19 protein-coding genes are annotated in these 17,616 nt (G+C 67.1%); 11 read left to right on the top strand and 8 right to left on the bottom strand.

Annotation, left to right across the window (positions count from 1 at the left end; genetic code table 11):
• Positions 1-17 precede the first annotated feature (17 nt).
• Complete coding sequence (locus GO606_RS07715) at positions 18-923, bottom strand: LysR family transcriptional regulator (RefSeq protein ID WP_169117664.1); 906 nt, start codon at positions 921-923, stop codon at positions 18-20.
• 155 nt (positions 924-1,078) lie between these two features.
• Here GO606_RS07715 and GO606_RS07710 point away from each other — a divergent pair, with 155 nt between their 5' ends.
• From GO606_RS07710 to maiA, 4 genes are read left to right on the top strand one after another with little or no spacing between them, the layout of a single operon-like run.
• Complete coding sequence (locus tag GO606_RS07710; protein ID WP_169117665.1) at positions 1,079-2,116, top strand: cupin domain-containing protein; 1,038 nt, start codon at positions 1,079-1,081, stop codon at positions 2,114-2,116.
• A gap of 25 nt (positions 2,117-2,141) precedes the next feature.
• The gene (locus GO606_RS07705; RefSeq protein WP_169117666.1) at positions 2,142-2,852 is read left to right on the top strand and encodes a fumarylacetoacetate hydrolase family protein; all 711 of its coding nucleotides are present in this window, start codon (positions 2,142-2,144) and stop codon (positions 2,850-2,852) included.
• 22 nt (positions 2,853-2,874) lie between these two features.
• Entirely contained in the window at positions 2,875-4,071 is a 1,197-nt protein-coding gene (locus tag GO606_RS07700; protein ID WP_169117667.1) for a 3-hydroxybenzoate 6-monooxygenase, read from the top strand.
• A gap of 11 nt (positions 4,072-4,082) precedes the next feature.
• The gene (gene maiA, locus GO606_RS07695; RefSeq protein ID WP_169117668.1) at positions 4,083-4,745 is read left to right on the top strand and encodes a maleylacetoacetate isomerase; all 663 of its coding nucleotides are present in this window, start codon (positions 4,083-4,085) and stop codon (positions 4,743-4,745) included.
• 93 nt (positions 4,746-4,838) lie between these two features.
• Here the strand turns inward: maiA and GO606_RS07690 are convergent, their stop codons facing one another.
• Positions 4,839-5,690: a LysR family transcriptional regulator gene (locus GO606_RS07690; RefSeq protein ID WP_246979441.1), complete on the bottom strand. Its 852-nt coding sequence runs from the start codon at positions 5,688-5,690 to the stop codon at positions 4,839-4,841.
• 97 nt (positions 5,691-5,787) lie between these two features.
• On the opposite strand from GO606_RS07690, the gene GO606_RS07685 reads away from it, so the two are divergent.
• On the top strand, positions 5,788-6,984 hold the full coding sequence (locus tag GO606_RS07685) for a YbfB/YjiJ family MFS transporter (RefSeq protein ID WP_169117669.1): 1,197 nt from the start codon (positions 5,788-5,790) through the stop codon (positions 6,982-6,984).
• 71 nt (positions 6,985-7,055) lie between these two features.
• On the opposite strand, the gene GO606_RS07680 is transcribed toward GO606_RS07685, so the two are convergent.
• From GO606_RS07680 to ftsY, 4 genes are all read right to left on the bottom strand, one after another.
• Positions 7,056-8,186 carry a radical SAM/SPASM domain-containing protein gene (locus tag GO606_RS07680; protein WP_169117670.1) on the bottom strand — a complete coding sequence of 377 codons (1,131 nt, stop codon included), beginning with the start codon at positions 8,184-8,186 and terminating at the stop codon, positions 7,056-7,058.
• 78 nt (positions 8,187-8,264) lie between these two features.
• Positions 8,265-9,167 carry a permease-like cell division protein FtsX gene (ftsX, locus tag GO606_RS07675; RefSeq protein ID WP_169117671.1) on the bottom strand — a complete coding sequence of 301 codons (903 nt, stop codon included), beginning with the start codon at positions 9,165-9,167 and terminating at the stop codon, positions 8,265-8,267.
• Positions 9,164-9,826, bottom strand: a complete 663-nt coding sequence (locus tag GO606_RS07670) for a cell division ATP-binding protein FtsE (RefSeq protein ID WP_169117672.1) — start codon at positions 9,824-9,826, stop codon at positions 9,164-9,166. Before GO606_RS07670 ends, ftsX begins: the two co-directional genes overlap by 4 nt.
• Entirely contained in the window at positions 9,823-10,953 is a 1,131-nt protein-coding gene (gene ftsY, locus GO606_RS07665) for a signal recognition particle-docking protein FtsY (RefSeq protein WP_169117673.1), read from the bottom strand. The genes GO606_RS07670 and ftsY overlap by 4 nt, the downstream gene beginning before the upstream one ends.
• Before the next feature lie 140 nt (positions 10,954-11,093).
• On the opposite strand from ftsY, the gene GO606_RS07660 reads away from it, so the two are divergent.
• From GO606_RS07660 to GO606_RS07640, 5 genes are read left to right on the top strand one after another with little or no spacing between them, the layout of a single operon-like run.
• Positions 11,094-12,467, top strand: coding sequence for a M16 family metallopeptidase (locus tag GO606_RS07660; protein ID WP_246979440.1), 1,374 nt, complete (start codon positions 11,094-11,096; stop codon positions 12,465-12,467).
• A gap of 1 nt (position 12,468) precedes the next feature.
• Positions 12,469-13,857 carry a M16 family metallopeptidase gene (locus tag GO606_RS07655; protein WP_169117675.1) on the top strand — a complete coding sequence of 463 codons (1,389 nt, stop codon included), beginning with the start codon at positions 12,469-12,471 and terminating at the stop codon, positions 13,855-13,857.
• A complete protein-coding gene (rsmD, locus tag GO606_RS07650; protein WP_169117676.1) occupies positions 13,854-14,393 on the top strand; it encodes a 16S rRNA (guanine(966)-N(2))-methyltransferase RsmD in 540 nt (179 codons plus the stop codon). The genes GO606_RS07655 and rsmD overlap by 4 nt, the downstream gene beginning before the upstream one ends.
• Positions 14,390-14,881, top strand: coding sequence for a pantetheine-phosphate adenylyltransferase (coaD, locus tag GO606_RS07645; RefSeq protein ID WP_169117677.1), 492 nt, complete (start codon positions 14,390-14,392; stop codon positions 14,879-14,881). Before rsmD ends, coaD begins: the two co-directional genes overlap by 4 nt.
• A 14-nt stretch (positions 14,882-14,895) precedes the next feature.
• A complete protein-coding gene (locus tag GO606_RS07640; RefSeq protein WP_041645708.1) occupies positions 14,896-15,150 on the top strand; it encodes a YfhL family 4Fe-4S dicluster ferredoxin in 255 nt (84 codons plus the stop codon).
• Positions 15,151-15,621: 471 nt separating this feature from the next.
• Here GO606_RS07640 and GO606_RS07635 read toward each other — a convergent pair whose 3' ends face one another.
• Positions 15,622-15,930 carry a c-type cytochrome gene (locus GO606_RS07635; RefSeq protein WP_169117678.1) on the bottom strand — a complete coding sequence of 103 codons (309 nt, stop codon included), beginning with the start codon at positions 15,928-15,930 and terminating at the stop codon, positions 15,622-15,624.
• 420 nt (positions 15,931-16,350) lie between these two features.
• On the opposite strand from GO606_RS07635, the gene GO606_RS07630 reads away from it, so the two are divergent.
• Entirely contained in the window at positions 16,351-16,704 is a 354-nt protein-coding gene (locus GO606_RS07630) for a hypothetical protein (protein ID WP_169117679.1), read from the top strand.
• Between the two features lie 42 nt (positions 16,705-16,746).
• On the opposite strand, the gene queF is transcribed toward GO606_RS07630, so the two are convergent.
• The gene (gene queF, locus GO606_RS07625) at positions 16,747-17,598 is read right to left on the bottom strand and encodes an NADPH-dependent 7-cyano-7-deazaguanine reductase QueF (RefSeq protein ID WP_169117680.1); all 852 of its coding nucleotides are present in this window, start codon (positions 17,596-17,598) and stop codon (positions 16,747-16,749) included.
• Between the last annotated feature and the right edge of the window lie 18 nt (positions 17,599-17,616).

The following is a 17,616-nucleotide window of genomic DNA, read 5'->3' as shown; positions in this document are numbered from 1 at the left end:
CCACGCACCCCGCTTTCTCACGGCGCGAGCGGCGTCGACAGCAATTCCTGGATCAACCCGCGCAGCCAGCGGTTGCCGGGATCGTTGTTGTAGCGCTCGTGCCAGTGCTGCTTGACAGCGTATTCGGGCAGCGGGAAAGGCACCGGGTACACGCGCAGCCGCTCCCCGTCGGCGAGCAGTTCGCCCAGGCGCTGCGGGATCGTCACGAGCAGCGCGGTGCGCTCGACGACGTAGGCGATGCCGACGAAGCTCGGGATGCGCAGCACGACGCGGCGCTTGATGTCCTGGCGCGCGATCTCGCGGTCGATGATCAGGTGGCCGGTGCCGGAAGTGCTGACGACGGCGTGCTCCTCGGCTTCGAACTGCGCCAGCGTCAGGCTGCCGCGAATCCGCGGGTGCGTCGCGCTCGCCATGCAGACGTAGTGCTGCCGGAACAGCGCCTGCTGATAGAAGCCGGCTTCGAGCTGCGGCATGAAGCCGAGCGCGACGTCGACCTCGCCCGACTCGAGCATGCCGGCGGTGTTCGCCGAGAGATTCGCGATGTCGATATGGATGCCGGGCGCGACGGTGCGCAGCCGTTCCCACAGCCGGGGCAGCAGCACGAGCTGGCTGATGTCGGTCATTGCGATGCGGAACGTGCGGCGCGCCCGCGTCGGATCGAATTCGGCGCGATGACCCGAGGCAGCCGCGACCGCCGCGACGGCCACACGTATCGGCTCGGCCAGCTCCTCGCCGAGCGGCGTCGGCTCCATGCCTGCCGAGGTGCGCACGAACAGCGGGTCACCGAAATGCTCGCGCAGCTTGCCGAGCGCAATGCTCACCGCCGGCTGGCCGAGCCCGAGGTTGTCGGCTGCGCGGCTGACGCTGCGCGTTTTGTAGATTTCGTCGAAGACGCTCAACTGGCGGATTTCGAGAGTTTCCATCGCGCCACTCTATTCTTTTTTCGAATAAATCGCATTCGACACAACGAATGGATTGAATGTCTGCCGTTCAGTACATTTCGCCCATCGATAACAATTTTGTTGATCCAGATCAAAAGAATTGATCGAAAATCGATATTCGCAGGAGGAGTGCAGTCATGCCGGAACTCGGAACCCTTGAAGATCTGCCGCTCGATTATCGGCAGGCGCTGGCCGCGCAGAACCTCGTGCCGCTGTGGCCGAGCCTGCGCGCGGTGCTGCCGCACGGCCAGCCCGGTCCGCGCACCCGCGCGACGATGTGGTCGTACGAGAGCCTGCGGCCGTTGCTGATGCAGGCCGGTGAGCTGACGCCGATCGAGAAGGCCGAGCGCCGCGTCCTCGTGCTCGCGAACCCCGGCCACGGCCTCGAGAAGATGCAGGCGAGCTCCTGCATGTACCTCGGCATGCAGTTGCTGCTGCCGGGCGAATGGGCGCCGGCGCACCGGCACACGCCGAACGCGGTGCGCATGATCGTCGAAGGGACCGGCGCCTACACGACGGTCAATGGCGAAAAATGCCCGATGCAGCGCGGCGACCTGATCCTGACGCCGACCGGGCTGTGGCACGAGCATGGCCATGACGGCGACGAGGCGGTGGTGTGGCTCGACGTGCTCGATCTGCCGCTCGTCTACTATATGGAAGCTTCCTACGCGGTCGAGGGCGAGAAGCAGGACGTCGTCCCGCGCCGCGGCGACAGTGAATACCTGCGCGGCGGCATCGTGCCGAGCCCGGTGTTCACCCGCGACACGTCGACCTATCCGATGCTGCGCTACCCGTGGGTCGACGTGCGTGCGGCGCTCGAAACGCTGGCGGCCGAGCGTCCCGGCATCGACGCGGTGCAGGTCGCGTACGTGAATCCCGAAGACGGCAGCGACTGCCAGAACATCCTCGGTTTTTCCGCGCTGATGCTGCGCCCGGGCGAGGCGCTCGCGCTGCCGGCGCGCTCGCCGGCGATGGTGTTCCACGTCATCGAAGGCGGCACAATGGTTTCGAGCGATGACGCCCGGTTCGCGCTTGCCGAAGCGGATACCTGCTGCGTACCCGGCTTTGCGCGCGTAACGTTGAAGAACCGCTCGGCGACCGAACCCGCGTTCATCTTCATCGCCGACGAGTCCCCGCTGCACCGCAAGCTCGGACTCTACGAAGTCCGCCCCTGATTCGCCTGCCACTGGAGAGATCACGATGAGCCAAGCCGAATACGTCTTTACCCCGCCGCCGGTCCGGTCACTGCCGGTGCGCGGCAGCGATGCCCGTTTCCCGATCAACCGGCTGTTCTTCGTCGGCCGCAACTATTACGCGCATTCCGTCGAGATGGGGAATCCGGTGGACAAGGCGACTTCGCGGCCGTTCTATTTCACCAAGGCGCCTTCGACGCTGACCGAATCCGGCGCGACCGTCGCGTACCCCCCCGGGACGAAGAACTTCCACTACGAGATGGAACTCGTCGTCGCGATCGGCGCACCGGGTTTTCGCGTCGCCGAAGCCGATGCGGAAAAACTCATCTACGGCTACGCTTGCGGCCTCGACATGACGCGCCGCGACCTGCAGCTCGTCGCGCGCGAAGCCGGCCGGCCGTGGGATCTCGGCAAGGACGTCGAGCAGTCGTCGGTCGCGTCCGAGATCGTGCCGAAAGGCGCGCTCGGCGTCGTCGCGAAAGGCGCGATCGAGCTCGCAGTCAACGGCCAGACCAGGCAATCGTCCGACGTGTCGCTGCTGATCTGGAGCATCCCGGAGATCATCGCCGACCTGTCGCAGTTCTATCACCTGCAGCCGGGCGACCTGATCTACACCGGCACGCCCGAAGGCGTCGGCGCAGTCAATCCGGGCGACCGGCTCACCGGGCGGATCGACGGCATCGGCGAAATCAGCCTCGTGATCGGCCAGCCGGAATAAGAGAAAGACAGAGGAGACGGACATGAGCGAGACACTTCCCGTAATCGTCGCCGGCGGCGGCATCGGCGGCCTGGCCGCGGCGCTGGCGCTGGTGCGCCAGGGGTTTTCGGTCAAGGTGCTGGAGCGGGCGGCCGAGATCGGCGAGATCGGCGCTGGCATCCAGCTCGGGCCCAACGCCTTCCACGCGTTCGACGCGCTGGGCGTCGGCGACAAGGCGCGCGCCCGCGCGGTCTATACCGACGAGATGGTGATGCACGACGCGCTCGACGAGAGCCTCGTCGGCCGCATCCCGACCGGGGAAGCTTTCCGCAAGCGCTTCGGCAACCCCTACGCCGTCATCCATCGCGTCGATGTGCACCGGTCGCTGCTCGAAGGCGCGCAGGAAACCGGGCGCGTCGAGTTTCTGACGTCGACCCGCGCCGAGCGCGTCGAGCAGGACGAGCACGGCGTGACGGTGTTCGACCAGCATGGCAACACGCACCGCGGTATCGCGTTGATCGGCGCCGACGGCGTGAAGTCGGCGGTGCGCGCGCAGTACGTCAATGACCTGCCGCGCGTCACCGGCCACGTCGTCTATCGCGCGGTGATCGACAAGAAGGATTTCCCGGAAAACCTGCAGTGGAACGCCGCGAGCATCTGGGTCGGCCCGAACTGCCACCTCGTGCATTACCCGCTGCGCGGCGGCGAGCAGTACAACGTCGTCGTGACCTTCCACAGCCGCCAGCAGGAAGAATGGGGCGTCACCGAAGGCAGCCGCGAAGAGGTGCAGAGCTACTTCCAAGGCATCTGCCCGAAGGCGCGCCAGCTGATCGACCTGCCGAAGAGCTGGAAGCGCTGGGCAACTGCCGACCGCGAGCCGATCGGCCAGTGGTCGTTCGGCCGCGTCACGCTGCTCGGCGACGCCGCACATCCGACGACGCAATACATGGCCCAGGGCGCATGCATGGCGCTCGAAGACGCCGTGACGCTCGGCGAAGCGCTGCGAGTCAGCGGCAACAACTTCGTCCGGGCTTTCGACCTGTACCAGCGTTCGCGGGTCGCCCGCACGGCGCGCATCGTGCTGTCGTCGCGCGAGATGGGTCGCATCTACCACGCCAAGGGGGTCGAGCGTCTCGTCAGGAACGACCTGTGGAAAGGCCGCACGCCGGAGCGCTTCTACGACGCGATGGAGTGGCTGTACGGCTGGAACGTCGACAATTGCCTTGCCGCAACGGCATGAGGGAGCGGGCGATGCAGCTCTACAACTTCTTCCGCAGCGGCACGTCGCATCGTCTGCGCATCGCGCTGAACCTCAAAGGGCTCGACTACGAATACGTCGCGGTCGACCTGCGCAGCGAGGAACACCTCGGTGCCGCCTTCAAGGCGGTGAATCCGCAGGCGCTGGTGCCGGCGCTCGTGTCGGAGTCCACTGAGGGCGACCTCACGCTGATCCAGTCGCCGGCGATCATCGAGTGGCTCGAGGAACGCTACCCGACGCCGGCGCTGCTGCCCGCCCGCGCCGAGGATCGCGCACGCGTGCGCGCGCTCGCCGCGATCGTCGGCTGCGACATCCACCCGATCAACAACCGCCGCATCCTGGAATACCTGCGGAAGACCCTCGGCTGCGATGAGGCCGCAGTGCTCGCATGGTGCGGCACGTGGATCAAGGCCGGTTTCGACGCGCTCGAAGCGCTGCTTGCGGCCGACAAGTCGCGCGGGGAGTTCTGCTTCGGCAATACGCCGACGCTCGCCGACGTCTATCTGATCCCGCAGGTGGAGAGCGCGCGCCGGTTCAACGTCGATCTGTCACCGTACCCGAACCTTCTCGCGGTCGACGCGGCGTGCGGTCAGCTCGACGCATTCTGTCGCGCCGCGCCGGCAAAACAACCCGACGCCCCGCCGTCGACGGCCTGAACACCGGCGCCGTACGGGCCTGGAGGTGCGCACGTGGCCGCTCCCGGCGCCTGACTCGCCGCCTCCCGGTGCCTCGCCGGAACCCGGCGGCGCTCAGCACGCGCCGGTCGTCACCGCGTCGGCAAGCGTCTTCAATGCTGCCAGCGGTCGCGCGTCGCGCAGGCGCACCATCCCGGTCGGCACGCGGCCGACATCCGCCGGCACGGCCTCGATCACAAGATCAGCCGCGTGCGGCGAGCGCTCGACGACGCGCCGCGGCATCAGCGTCCAGCCCAGCCCGACCGACACGCAGCCGAGGATTCCTTCGAGCGTGCCGAATTCCATCACGTCGGCGCACGCCTGCCCGCTCGCACGCTGCCAGGCAAGCGCTCGGGTCCGGTATGCGCAGCCTTCGCGGAAAATGATCAGCGGCAGCGCTTGGGGGCCCGCGCCATCGGCGCATACTTGCACGAGTTCCTCGACGACAAGCTCGTCGAACTGAAGATCGGGGTGCTTCACCGGCCCGGCAACGAACGCGCAGTCGAGCTTGTGGTCGAGCACCTTCTCGGCCAGCGCCGCACTGGTGTCCGCCTGCACCCGCAACTCGAGCCCAGGATGCGCGGCGCGCACGGCCTTCAGCCCTGCGGGCAGGTGCAGCGCGGCGAAAGTCTCCATCGTGCCGATGCGCAATTCCCCTGCACTCTCGCCGACCTGCCGCATCGCCGCGGTCGTCTGGCGTTCGAGCAGCAGCATCCGGCGCGCGTATTCGAGCAGCACCCGCCCGGACGGCGCGAGCTCGATCCCGCGCCCCTTGCGGAAAAAGAGTTCCGTTCCCAGCTCTTCCTCGAGCCGGCGGATCCGGCTCGTGACGTTCGACTGCACGGTGTTGAGCTTGCGCGATGCAGCGAGGATGCCGCCCTCTTCGACGACCGCCTGGAAGGTCCGCAGCGCGACAAGTTCCATCATCCATCTCCAAAACAGAATTTTTCGTTCAGAACAAATCGTTTGTTTCGATAGATTATCCTGTCTATCGTGTCCGATCGGAAGAACTGACGAGCCTCTGATGAACGAACAGAAAGAACGCATCAAGATTTTGAGCGCAGGCATCTTCAGCCTGATTCTCGTGCTCGGTGTCGCGCGTTTCGCGTATACCCCGCTGCTGCCGCTGATGCAGCAGCAGGCGGGGCTCGGGATCGCCGAGGCTGGCTGGCTGGCGGCCGTCAACTACGCCGGCTATCTCTCCGGCGCGGTGCTCGCGGCGATGATCAGCGACCTCGTGCTCAAGGACCGCCTGTACCGGATCGGGATGGTCATTGCAGTCCTGAGCACCGCGATGATGGGCCTGACGACCGACTCCACCGTCTGGGCGGTGTCGCGCTTCGTCGCCGGGCTGAGCAGCGCCGCCGGCATGCTGTTCGGCACCGGGCTGATCCTCAACTGGCTGATCCGTCACAACCACCGCAGCGAACTCGGCATCCACTTCGCCGGAATCGGCCTCGGCATCGCCGGCTGCGCAGCGGCCGTCGCGCTGATGAGTTCGTGGCTCGACTGGCGCGAGCAGTGGTTCGCGTTCACCGCGTTCGGCTGCGTGCTCCTGGTCCCGGCGCTGCGCTGGCTGCCGCCACCCGATCGCAGCGCGGTAACGAAGACCGGCGAGGCCATGATCGACCGGCCGCCAACGGCGCTGTTCATGCGCCTCTTCATGGTCGCGTACTTCTGCGCGGGGATTGGCTACGTCGTCAGCGCGACCTTCATCGTCGCGATCGTCGACCAGCTGCCGGGACTCGCCGGGCGCGGCACGCTGGTGTTCCTCGCAATCGGCATCGCCGCGGCGCCGGCCTGCATCGTCTGGGACTTCGTCGCGCGCCGCACCGGGGACCTCAATGCGCTGATCCTCGCGGCGGTGCTGCAGATCGGCGGCATCCTGCTGCCGCTCGCCGGCGGCCTTCCGGCGGCGCTCGCCGGCGCGCTGCTGTTCGGCGGCACGTTCATCGGCATGGTCAGCCTCGTGCTGACGATGGCCGGCCGCTACTACCCGACGCGACCGGCGAAAATGATGGGCAAGATGACCGTTTCGTACGGCATCGCGCAGATCGCAGCCCCGGCGCTGACCGGCTGGCTCGCGGCCTCGCTCGGCGGCTACGCCGCGGGACTGTACCTCGCCGCCGCGGCGATGGTCGTCGGCGTCGTCCTGCTGCTGGTGCTGAAAGTGGTCGAAAGGCGCGAAGCCGCGGGCAACATGCCGGCCTTCGAAGCCTGACGGGCAATCGAGGATTGCGTCGGGCATCGCCCGGCAGCTTTCGCCCAGCGGCCCCGATGCGCCGTTCTACGCTACGGCATCACTTCGACGTAGTCGTAGATCTCGCAGTCGGTGATCTCGCGGCGCACCGCAAGCGGTGCGTTGGCGAACCAGGCGTGCGGGTCGCGGCGGTCGATTTCGCGGCCCATGAACTTCACCAGTTCGCAGATCGGCTCGACGACCTGCTCGCGGTACGGCGCGTCGTCGAGCACGTAGCCGACGTAGAGGTTCTTCATGCAGTTGCGGCGGCAGAACGCGAGCGCTTCGCACGAGTCGCACGGCATCGCCGAGGTGGGCTGCAGCGGGCTCGGCTTGAGCCAGTTCGCGACGAGGTCGCCCTGCTGCATTTCGGGGCGGTGCGTCAGGTCCGGGCACGGGAAGATGCGGCCGTCCGGCAGGATGTTGAGGATATGCGTCGACGCGCGGCATTGCGACAGGCCGCTGCACGCTTCGCGGGCGCGCGACGGCAGCACCTTGTTGCGCACCGTCCCCATCAGCGGAATGAATGGGTACAGCGCGGGTGAAGCGAAGAACTTGTCGATCAGCAGCGAGAGCGCTTCCTTCTTGGCGGGCATGGCTTCGGCGTCGTAGAAGCCTTCGGCCTGCGTGAACTGCCAATACACGTAGTCGAAGGCCGGCAGCAGGCTGTCGAGTTCGTCGAAGCTGATGTCCGGGTGCCCCCACGTCACGCGCGCAGTCAGCTTGCCGCCGAGCTTCGGCCGGATCTTGTCGATGTTCGCCGTGACCTTGCGGTACACGCCGCGGCCGCGGTAATGGTCCGTGGTGTGCTCGGCGCCATCGACCGACACGAGCACGTTCGACAGCTTCGCCAGCACCGCATCCGGCAGCCGGTGCAGCAGCGTCCCGTTGGTCTGCAGCTGGAAGCGGAAGGTCGGATGGCGCTCCATCAATGCGGCCATGAACGGGATGTTCAGCGTCGGCTCGCCGCCGTAGAACGTGACGTAGATCTCCTTGTCGGCAAGATGCGTCGCGATGAAGGTGTCGAGCGTGTCGAGCGAATACGCGACCTTGCCCTGCGAGCCGAGCACGTCGCCAACTGCGATCGAGCAGTACGAGCACTTCAGGTTGCAGGCGAGCGTCGTGAAGATGTTGAGTTCGACGCGGTTGCCGACGATCGGCCGGCGCAGTTCGGATGCGTTCATGATTTGTCGTGCGTGAGCTGGAGGGAAATGTTTCCGCGGCGGGCGCGGATTATAGCCGCCGCCCGCCGCCGCGGAGCCTTACGTCAGGCGTTCGGCAAGATGCCGGCGTACCGAGATCGCGCTGCCGAGCCAGCCGAGGAACGCGGCGAAGCCGAGGATCGCCGCGCTCTCGCGCAGGCCCGGCCCGCTCAGCGTGAACACCGCGCCGTAAGTCTCGGCGAGGCTCGCGACCGGCCCGCCGAGCGCCTGCACAGTCGCCCACACCGTCGCGAGCGCGACACCGCCGCCAAGCAGGCCCTGCAAAGTGCCGAACCAGTAGAACGGGCGGCGGATGAACGGATCCGTCGCACCGAGCAGGCGGCTGACGTCGATCTCGTGGCGCTGCGTGAGGATCTGCAGCCGAATCGTGTTGAACGTGACGATGACGAGCGCGAAGCCGAGCAGCCCGGCGAGCAGCAGCACCGCGGACTGCCCGAGCCCGAGCAGCGCATGCAGGCGCTTGACCCACGCCGAATCGAGCTGCACGTGCGCGACCCCCGGCCACGCCGTAAAACGCGCGTGCAGCGCCTCGTACGCGGCCGGATCGTCGCTGCCCGGCGTGATGATGAACGCGTCGGGCAGCGGGTTCGATGTCAGGCCGCCAAGCACGTCGCCCAAGCCGCTGCGCTCGAGCTGCCGCAGCGCCTCGTCCTTGGGCACATGGCGGTAGCCGGCGAGCTCACCGTCAGCCCGCAGCCGCTTCTCGATCGCGGCAATGTCGGCGGCCGACGCATCCTGCGCCATGAACACGCTGATTTCCGGCGTCCCGGAGACGCCGCGCGCGAGCGACGCGACGTTGTCGAGGAGCAGGTAACCCGCTGCCGGCAGCGACAGCGCGATGCCGACGACGAGCGCCGACAGCAGCGTTCCGAGCGGTTGCGCGACGAGACGCCGCAGCGCCAGCACGAACGCGCGCAGGTGCAGGGAGAACCAGTTCATCATGCCGCCTCTTCGATCAGCAGGCCTTTGCCGAGCACGATTCCGCGTGGCTTGTGCTCGGCGAACAGGCGCTTGTCATGGGTCGACACGAGCACTGTGACGCCGGCCGCGTTGAAGGACTTGAAGAGCGCCGCGATCTCGGCCGCATAATCGGTGTCGAGGTGCGCGGTCGGCTCGTCGGCGATCAGGATCGACGGCCGGTTGACGATCGCCCGCGCGATCGCGACCCGCTGCTGCTCGCCACCGGACAGCCCGGCCGGCATCTCGCGCTCGCGCCCTGCGAGGCCGACGCGATCGAGCGCGGCGGCGACGCGCTTCACGGCATCCCGTGGCGGATGACCGGTGATCAACAGCGGCAGCATCACGTTGTCGAACACGCTGCGGTCGTACAGCAGGCGGCTTTCCTGCAGCACCAGCCCGAGACTGCGGCGCAGGTACGGAATCGCGCGCCGCCGCAGGCCGGACACGTCCTGGCCGCTGATGCGCACCGTGCCCGAGGTCGGGCGCTCGATCGCAGCGATCAGTTTCAGCAACGTGCTCTTGCCCGCGCCGGAGTGGCCGGACAGCACGGCAAGTTCGCCGGCGGGAATCTCGAAGCTCACGCCGGCGAGCGCCGTGTAGCCGCCGGGATAACGCTTCACGACCTCATCGAAGACGATCATGCCGCGCTGCCGGCTCCGTTGTTCGTGTCGAACAGCGCATCGACGAACTCGCGCGCCTTGAACGGCTGCAGGTCGTCGATCCCTTCGCCGACGCCGATAAAGCGCAGCGGCCGCGGGTACTGCCGTGCGATCGCGGCGACGACGCCGCCTTTCGCGGTGCCGTCGAGCTTCGTGACGACGAGGCCGGTGACGCCGATCGCGTTGTCGAAAGCCTTCACCTGCGCCAGCGCGTTCTGGCCGATGTTCGCGTCGAGAACGAGCAGCACTTCGTGCGGTCCGGTCGGGGAAGCTTTCGCAATGACCCGTTTGACTTTCGCGATCTCGTCCATCAGGTGCAGCTGCGTCGGCAGCCGGCCGGCGGTGTCGGCGAGCACGACGTCGATGCGTCGCGCCTTGGCCGCGTTGATCGCGTCGAAGATCACCGCCGCCGAGTCGCCGCCGTCCTGCGCGATGACGGTGACGTTGTTGCGCTCGCCCCACGTCATCAGCTGTTCGCGTGCCGCGGCGCGGAAGGTGTCGCCGGCGGCAAGCAGCACGCTCCTGCCCTGTCCCTGGAAGTACTTCGCGAGCTTGCCGATCGAGGTCGTCTTGCCCGAGCCGTTCACGCCGGCGATCATGATGATGTAGGGGCTGTGGCCGGACACGTCGAGCGGCTCTTCGAGCGGCAGCAGGATCGCGTGCAGCTCGTCGGCGAGCGCCTTCTGCAGCTGGTCGGCGGTCTCGAGCCGGTCGCGCTTCCAGCGCTTGCGCAGTTCGCCGAGCAGGTGCTGCGTCGCCTCGACGCCGCAGTCGGCCATCAGCAGCGTCGCTTCGAGCTCCTCGAGCAGCTCCTCGTCGATCTTGCGCCGGCCGAAGAGGCTCGCGAGGCCGCCGCCGAGCTGCTGGCGGGTGCGGCTGAGTCCCGCCTTGAGCCGCTCGGACCACGAACGTTTCGCGGCTGGCTTGGCGATCTCCGCGGCGACCGGCGCAGGTGTTTCAAAGTCGAGGTCAGCTTCGGTCGGCCGCACCGCTTCGGCGATCGGTTCGGCCTGATCGAGCGCGGGCTCCGCGGCCGGGATTTCGCCCGGCTGCGCCTTGTCTTCCACCGCATCGGGCTTCGCGGGCTTTTTTCTCAGGAAACCAAACATGGGTATTCGGGTCTGTTGTGACGTTTGAACTTCGGCGGCGCCGAAGTCCCAATAACGCTAAGATGCGGCTGCACGTTCGAGCGGCGCCGGGTTTCGTCCGGGCCGCGAGCCGCGAATTCTACCAGATGCAGGACATCTCCATGTTTCGCCAGAACTTTCCCCGCATCGCCCTGCTTGCCGCCGCGCTGTTCGCCGTAGCGGGGCCGCTTCATGCGAATCCGTTCGAGACGACCCTCGACAACGGCATGCAAGTCATCGTCAAGGAAGACCGCCGCGCCCCGTCGGTGGTTCATATGGTGTGGTACGACGTCGGCGCGATGGACGAACCGGAAGGCGTCTCGGGCATCGCGCATCTGCTCGAACACCTGATGTTCAAAGGCACCGAGAAAGTCGGCCCGGGCGAGTTCAACAAGCGCGTCGCCGCGGTCGGCGGTCGCGACAACGCCTTCACGTCGCGCGACTACACAGCGTATTTCCAGCAGATCCCGCCGGCGCAACTGGGCGACATGATGATGCTCGAAGCCGACCGGATGGCGAACCTGAAGATCACCGAAGCGCTGTTCGCGCCGGAGCTCGACGTCGTCCGGGAAGAACGGCGCCTGCGCACCGAAGACGAGCCGCGCGCGCTGGTGCATGAGCAGCTGATGGCGACGGCGTTCCAGGCCCACCCGTATGGCCGTCCGGTGATCGGCTGGATGACCGACCTCGCCTCGATGACGGCCGAGGACGCGCGCACCTGGCACCGGAACTGGTACGCGCCGAACAACGCGCGCCTCGTCGTCGTCGGCGACGTCGACCACCAGGCGGTGTTCGACCTCGCCCGCCGCCACTACGGCGCGGTGGCCGCGCGCGAGCTGCCGAAGCGGCGCATCACCCCCGAACCGGAGCAGCTCGGCCCGCGCCAGAGCGTCGTCAGGGCGCCGGCCGACCTGCCGTACGTCACGCTCGCGTGGCGCGCGCCGACGCTGCGCGATCCGGCCAACGACCGTGACGTGTATGCGCTGCAGGTGCTCGCGGCGGTGCTCGACGGCTATGACGGCGCGCGCCTGCCGCGCCGGCTGGTGCGCGAGACGCGCGTCGCGGTGTCGGTCGGCGCCGGCTACGACGGCACCGCGCGCGGCCCGTCACTGTTCACGCTCGACGCCGCTCCCGCGGCGGGCAAGACCGTCGCCGACGTCGCCGCGGCGCTGCGCGACGAGATCGCGCGCATCCAGAAGGAAGGGATCGCCGAGGACGAGCTCGAGCGGGTCAAGACGCAGACCATCGCCGGCGAAGTCTACAAGCGCGACTCGCTGATGGGGCAGGCGATGGAGATCGGTTTCCTCGAGGCGAGCGGCCTGTCGTGGCGTGACGAGGCGGCGCTGCTCGAAGGCGTGCGGCGCGTCACCGCCGCCGAAGTCCAGGCGGTCGCGCGCAAATATTTCACCGACACCACGCTGACCCGGGCACAGCTCGACCCGCTGCCCGTTCCTGCCGGACAGCCTCGCCCCGCGACGCCGGCGACGAGGCACTAGCATGAAGAATCCGACCGCCCTGATCCGGAAAATCGCCTCCGCCCGCGCGACGCTGTTCGCGCTGGCGGCCTTCACAAGCCTGGGCACGGCGATCGCCGGCCCGGACATCCAGCACTGGACCGCCCCGACCGGTGCACGCGTGTTTTTCGTCGAAAGCCATGCGCTGCCGCTCGTCGACGTGCAGGTCACGTTCGCCGCCGGTGGCGCGCTCGACCCGGCGGGCGCCGCGGGCGTCGCGAGCCTGACGCGCAGCCTGCTCGATGCGGGGACGGAAAGCCTGAACGAACAGCAGATCGCCGAACGGATCGCCGACACCGGCGCCCGCATCGGCGGCGGCACCGACAAGGACATGGCCAGCCTGTCGGTGCGCACCCTGTCGAGCGAGGCCGAGCGCGACGCGGCCATCGGGCTCGCCGCGCGGCTGCTCGCGAAGCCGACATTCCCGGCGGAGATCCTCGAACGCGAGCGCGCGCGCAGCATCGCCGGCCTGCGCGACGCGCTGACGCGCCCGGACACGCTCGCCGCGCGCAGCTTCACCCGCGCGATCTACGGCGATCACCCGTATGGCCGGCTCGTCACCGTCGAATCGCTGCAGCGCATCACGCGCGACCAGATCGAAGCGTTTCACCAGGCGCACTACACCGCGCTCGCGGCCAGCGTCGCGATCGTCGGCGACGTCAGCCGCGACCAGGCCGAACGGATCGCCGTCCGCCTCACCGAAGCCCTGCCCGCCGGGACGCCGCCCGCCCCGCTGCCCTCGCCGCAGCTTCCGCCCCGGCTGATCGAACATATCGAACACCCTTCCGCCCAGGCCCACATCCTCATGGGGATGCCGGGAATCTCGCGCGACGACCCGGATTATTTCCCGCTGGTCGTCGGCAACTACGTCCTCGGCGGAGGCGGCTTCGTGTCGCGGCTGACGAAGGAAGTGCGCGAGAAACGCGGCTTCGCGTACAGCGTCTTCAGCTCGTTCCAGCCGCTGCGCGTCGCCGGACCGTTCGAAATCGGGCTGCAGACGCGCGGCAGCCAGGCCAAGGAGGCGCGGCAGGTGACGCAGGCGGTGCTCGACGACTTCATCGCCGCCGGCCCGACCGCCGAGGAACTGCAAGCGGCCCGGGACAACCTCATCAACGGCTTCGGGCTGCGGCTCGACTCCAACCGCAAGATCCTCGACTACGTGGCGATGATCGGTTTCTACGGCTTGCCGCTGGACTGGCTCGACACTTATCCGAAGCGCGTTGCCGAAGTCACCGTCGAGGCCGTGCGCGACGCTTTCTCGCGCCGCATTCGTGACGAGCACCTCGTGACCGTGGTCGCCGGCGGCGACGGCGACGTGGCCGCCAATGGCCGCGAACGTGCACCGGCGGCCAAGGCGGAACCTGCCAATTGAGCCGGGTGCGCATCGTCGGCGGCGCGTGGCGTTCGCGCCTCATCGACGTCGCGAAAGTCCCCGGCCTGCGGCCAACGCCCGACCGCGTGCGCGAGACACTGTTCAACTGGCTCGGCCAGGACCTCACCGGCCTGACGTGCCTCGACCTCTTCGGCGGCTCGGGCATCCTCGGCCTCGAAGCGGCTTCGCGCGGCGCCTCCCGCGTGACCATCGTCGAGCACGACGCTCGCGCATTTGCGGCATTGCGACAGGCAGCCAGGGCGCTTGACGCGGAGCAGGTAGAGGTGATCCGCGGCGATGCGGTAAGATTCGCGCAAACGGCGTCGGAACGGTTCGACGTGGTATTCCTCGATCCACCCTACAATCAAGGCTGGCTTGAGCGGTTGGAACCCTGGCTCGACCGGGTTCTGAAGCCGGACGGCTGGCTCTATGCGGAGTCGGAAACGCCGGTAGGCGGACTTGGCGCCTGGCGGACGACGAAGCAGGGTCGCGCCGGCCAAGTCCATTTCCATCTCTTGCAAGGGAGGCAAGAATGAAGGAAGGGGTCGCGATTTATCCGGGGACGTTCGATCCGTTCACCCGGGGCCACGAGGATCTGGTGCGCCGCGCGTCGCTGCTGTTCAACACGGTCGTCGTCGCGGTCGCCGAGAGCCACGGGAAGGCACCGATCTTCACGCTCGACGAACGTGTCGAGATCGCCCGCGACGTGCTGGCGCCGTTCCCGAACGTCGAAGTCACCGGCTTCGACGGGCTGCTGATGGATTTCCTGCGGCAGCGGGACGCGCGCCTGATCCTGCGCGGGCTGCGGGCGGTGTCCGACTTCGAGTACGAATTCCAGATGGCCGGGATGAACCGAAAGCTGTTTCCCGACGTCGAAACGGTGTTCCTGACGCCGGCCGAAGAATACATGTTCATCTCGGCGACGATGGTGCGCGAGATCGCCCGCCTGGGGGGCGATGTCAGCAAGTTCGTGCAGCCTGCCGTGAATGAACGGTTGCTGCAGAAAGTGTCTTTGAAGCGATAGCGAGGAAGTAAAAGATGGCTCTGATGATTACGGACGAATGCATCAACTGCGATGTGTGCGAACCGGAATGTCCCAATGGCGCGATCTACCAGGGGGATGAGATTTACGAGATCGACCCGAACAAATGCACCGAGTGCGTCGGCCATTTTGACGAACCGCAGTGCCAGCAGGTCTGTCCGGTCGACTGCATCCCCATGAACCCGGATGTGGTCGAAACGAAGGAGCAACTGATGGAGAAGTTCGTCCGCCTGACCAGCCAGAAGGTCTGAGCAGGCGCCCCGCAGTGCGGGGATCGGACACGCGAAGCGCACTCTCAAGGTGCGCTTTCTTTTTTTCCAGGAAGGCAAAGTCAGCTTGCCCGCCGCTTGCTCGAGGTTCGTCAAATAGTCGATGGGGTGCCTGCGGAAGCGGCAACGCTGGCGTCGCGCCCGGCGTTACCGCTCCAGTTCGGCGCGCCGCGCGCACCAGGCCGCGGCGCGTCATGATCTGGCGCGTCTTGGTGTAGGCCACCGGCATCGGCTGCCCGCAGGCCGCACAGGTGGTCAGGCTGGGGTGAGCCGGTGCGCTTCGACCGGCTCGGTGCGGGCGGTACGACGGGACATCGGGGCTCTCCGCCAACTCGACCTCGATTGGATCGCATCCATCGCGCCAAGTTGTGCCGTCAAGCCCAGTTTGCCTTCCTAGAAAAAAAGCCAGCTCGCAGCTGGCTCTTCCGATGTGGCGCTGCGATGTGGCGCCGATTACTTCTGCGACATCACCCAGGTGGCGAGCAGCTTGGCTTCGTCGGCGCTGACTTGCGGATTCGCCGGCATCGGCACCGGACCCCAGACGCCGGAACCACCCTTCTGGATCTTGTCGGCCAGCTTGGCGACTGCATCACCCTGACCGGCGTATTTCTTCGCCACATCCTTGTACGAGGGGCCGACCAGCTTCTTGTCGACCGCATGACAGGCGAGGCAGTTCTTGGCCTTGGCCAGTTCAGCGGAGGCAAACGCCGGAGCGGTGGACAGCAGGCCAGCGGTAACCGCGGCGGCAACGAACAGTTTCATGCTCTTTTCCTCATCAGGGGTGGTGTAAAAAAGTGGCCGGATATTAAACCAGCGGCCCGGATTTGACTACGACACAACACTGTTGCGCGACATCGATTCAAGTCTCGCAAACGCGTCGTCCGGACCTGAGCAATCAACGCCTCGGTCCCGGCTTGCGTTGACGTCGACTTTCCGCGCGCCTGGAACGCAGGGCACGCGGCGCAGCGCCCCGAAGGCGGGAATGTTCTCTCCGGCCGGAACTGTTTGCGGCGTGACACGCTCCCCAGCATAAGGCAGGCTCGTGACCGGAGGAGACGCGCGTCTGGCAGACACGCATCCGGCAGCAATACCGGCAGTGGCCCGGCCGCAACGTGCCAACGCAGCGATCTCGAGTGAGCCGGGTCATCCGGCATGTTGCGGCCAGGGACGAAGGGGCGACCCATGAATGTTGGCGATGAGCAATCAGACTTCTCCCGGCCCGGCGAGCCGTTGTGGCGCCTGGCCTACCGCTTCCTGTGGCCGTTCCAGTATTTTCGCGACGTCACGCGCGGCAGTAGCCTGGAGCGCCAGCAGAACTACCGCCACAACCGCGCGATGCGGGTGTATCTGCCGGGCTTCATCATGAAATGGGTGATCCTGACGGGCTTGTGCTACAGCGCCGGCGGTGCGCTGTGCCACGTCGGCGCGGACGTTCTCGCGGCCGGCTGCTTCGTTGTCGCATGCTGGACGCTGATCGTCGTCGTCCTGCTCGGCGTCGACTGGCTGTGGCTCGGGCGCTTCACCGATCTGTATTAGCGCCCGGCGCGAGCCATCGCGCGACGCCGAAAGCGCCCTGGTTCATTGCCGCACTTCGGCGACATTGTCGAATTGCGTGAAGTGTCCGGTCGAACGGAAAGGGTTGATATCGAGCCCGCCGCGGCGCGTGTAGCGCGCCCATACCGCCAGATGCCGGGGCGCGCAGCGTCGCAGCACATCACAGAAGATCCGTTCGACACATTGCTCATGGAACTCGTTGTGGCTGCGGAACGAAACGATGTAGCGCAGCAACCCGGCGCGGTCGATCGGCGGGCCGATGTAGCGCACGACGACAGTCCCCCAGTCGGGCTGGCCGGTGACGAGGCAGTTCGATTTCAGCAGATGCGAATAGAGCGTCTCGCTGACTTCGTCGGCAGCGGAGTCGGTTTGCAGGAAAGCGGGGTCGGTCTGGTAGGTGTCGATCTCGATGTCGATCTCGTCGAGCAGCACACCGTTCGGATAGCCGAAAACACGCGCCGGCCGACGCGACAGGGGTTCGATCGACACTGCGACCGGCGCGCCGGCAGCCCCGGACAGATCGCGCGTCAGCGTGTCGTGCACGAGCGCCGGATCGACAAAGCGGTGCTGGTTGAACGAGTTCAGGTAGAGCTTCAGCGATTTCGACTCGATCAGGCGCGGTGACGTGACCGGAACGCGGAACGTGCCGATCGCGGCGACCGGCTTGCCGCGCGAGTTCAGCCACGACAGCTCGTACGCGTTCCACAGATCCTCGCCGACGAACGGCAGCGTGTCGGGGGCGAGGCCGAGCTCGTCGCGCTTGATCTGCCGTGCGATCGGGAACAGGAGTTCCGGGGCGTAGGTGTCACGATAGGCGACGGACTGGCCCAACGGCGACGCCTCGGCGCCGTGGTCGCGCGTGTCGGAAGTGTTCATGGCGGCGATTGTAAGGGA

The organism is Aromatoleum anaerobium (assembly GCF_012910705.2).
GTDB classification, from domain to species: Bacteria; Pseudomonadota; Gammaproteobacteria; order Burkholderiales; family Rhodocyclaceae; genus Aromatoleum; species Aromatoleum anaerobium.
Note: the sequence above shows the minus strand (reverse complement) of the source record. Positions and strands in the feature narration are given on the sequence as shown.

Bases quoted from the DNA above. Each gene is read 5' to 3' on its own strand.
- GO606_RS07715 (WP_169117664.1), bottom strand. From the start codon at position 923: ATGGAAACTCTCGAAATCCGCCAGTTGAGCGTCTTCGACGAAATCTAC.
- GO606_RS07710 (WP_169117665.1), top strand. From the start codon at position 1,079: ATGCCGGAACTCGGAACCCTTGAAGATCTGCCGCTCGATTATCGGCAG.
- GO606_RS07705 (WP_169117666.1), top strand. From the start codon at position 2,142: ATGAGCCAAGCCGAATACGTCTTTACCCCGCCGCCGGTCCGGTCACTG.
- GO606_RS07700 (WP_169117667.1), top strand. From the start codon at position 2,875: ATGAGCGAGACACTTCCCGTAATCGTCGCCGGCGGCGGCATCGGCGGC.
- maiA (WP_169117668.1), top strand. From the start codon at position 4,083: ATGCAGCTCTACAACTTCTTCCGCAGCGGCACGTCGCATCGTCTGCGC.
- GO606_RS07690 (WP_246979441.1), bottom strand. From the start codon at position 5,690: ATGATGGAACTTGTCGCGCTGCGGACCTTCCAGGCGGTCGTCGAAGAG.
- GO606_RS07685 (WP_169117669.1), top strand. From the start codon at position 5,788: ATGAACGAACAGAAAGAACGCATCAAGATTTTGAGCGCAGGCATCTTC.
- GO606_RS07680 (WP_169117670.1), bottom strand. From the start codon at position 8,186: ATGAACGCATCCGAACTGCGCCGGCCGATCGTCGGCAACCGCGTCGAA.
- ftsX (WP_169117671.1), bottom strand. From the start codon at position 9,167: ATGATGAACTGGTTCTCCCTGCACCTGCGCGCGTTCGTGCTGGCGCTG.
- GO606_RS07670 (WP_169117672.1), bottom strand. From the start codon at position 9,826: ATGATCGTCTTCGATGAGGTCGTGAAGCGTTATCCCGGCGGCTACACG.
- ftsY (WP_169117673.1), bottom strand. From the start codon at position 10,953: ATGTTTGGTTTCCTGAGAAAAAAGCCCGCGAAGCCCGATGCGGTGGAA.
- GO606_RS07660 (WP_246979440.1), top strand. From the start codon at position 11,094: ATGTTTCGCCAGAACTTTCCCCGCATCGCCCTGCTTGCCGCCGCGCTG.
- GO606_RS07655 (WP_169117675.1), top strand. From the start codon at position 12,469: ATGAAGAATCCGACCGCCCTGATCCGGAAAATCGCCTCCGCCCGCGCG.
- coaD (WP_169117677.1), top strand. From the start codon at position 14,390: ATGAAGGAAGGGGTCGCGATTTATCCGGGGACGTTCGATCCGTTCACC.
- GO606_RS07640 (WP_041645708.1), top strand. From the start codon at position 14,896: ATGGCTCTGATGATTACGGACGAATGCATCAACTGCGATGTGTGCGAA.
- GO606_RS07635 (WP_169117678.1), bottom strand. From the start codon at position 15,930: ATGAAACTGTTCGTTGCCGCCGCGGTTACCGCTGGCCTGCTGTCCACC.
- GO606_RS07630 (WP_169117679.1), top strand. From the start codon at position 16,351: ATGAATGTTGGCGATGAGCAATCAGACTTCTCCCGGCCCGGCGAGCCG.
- queF (WP_169117680.1), bottom strand. From the start codon at position 17,598: ATGAACACTTCCGACACGCGCGACCACGGCGCCGAGGCGTCGCCGTTG.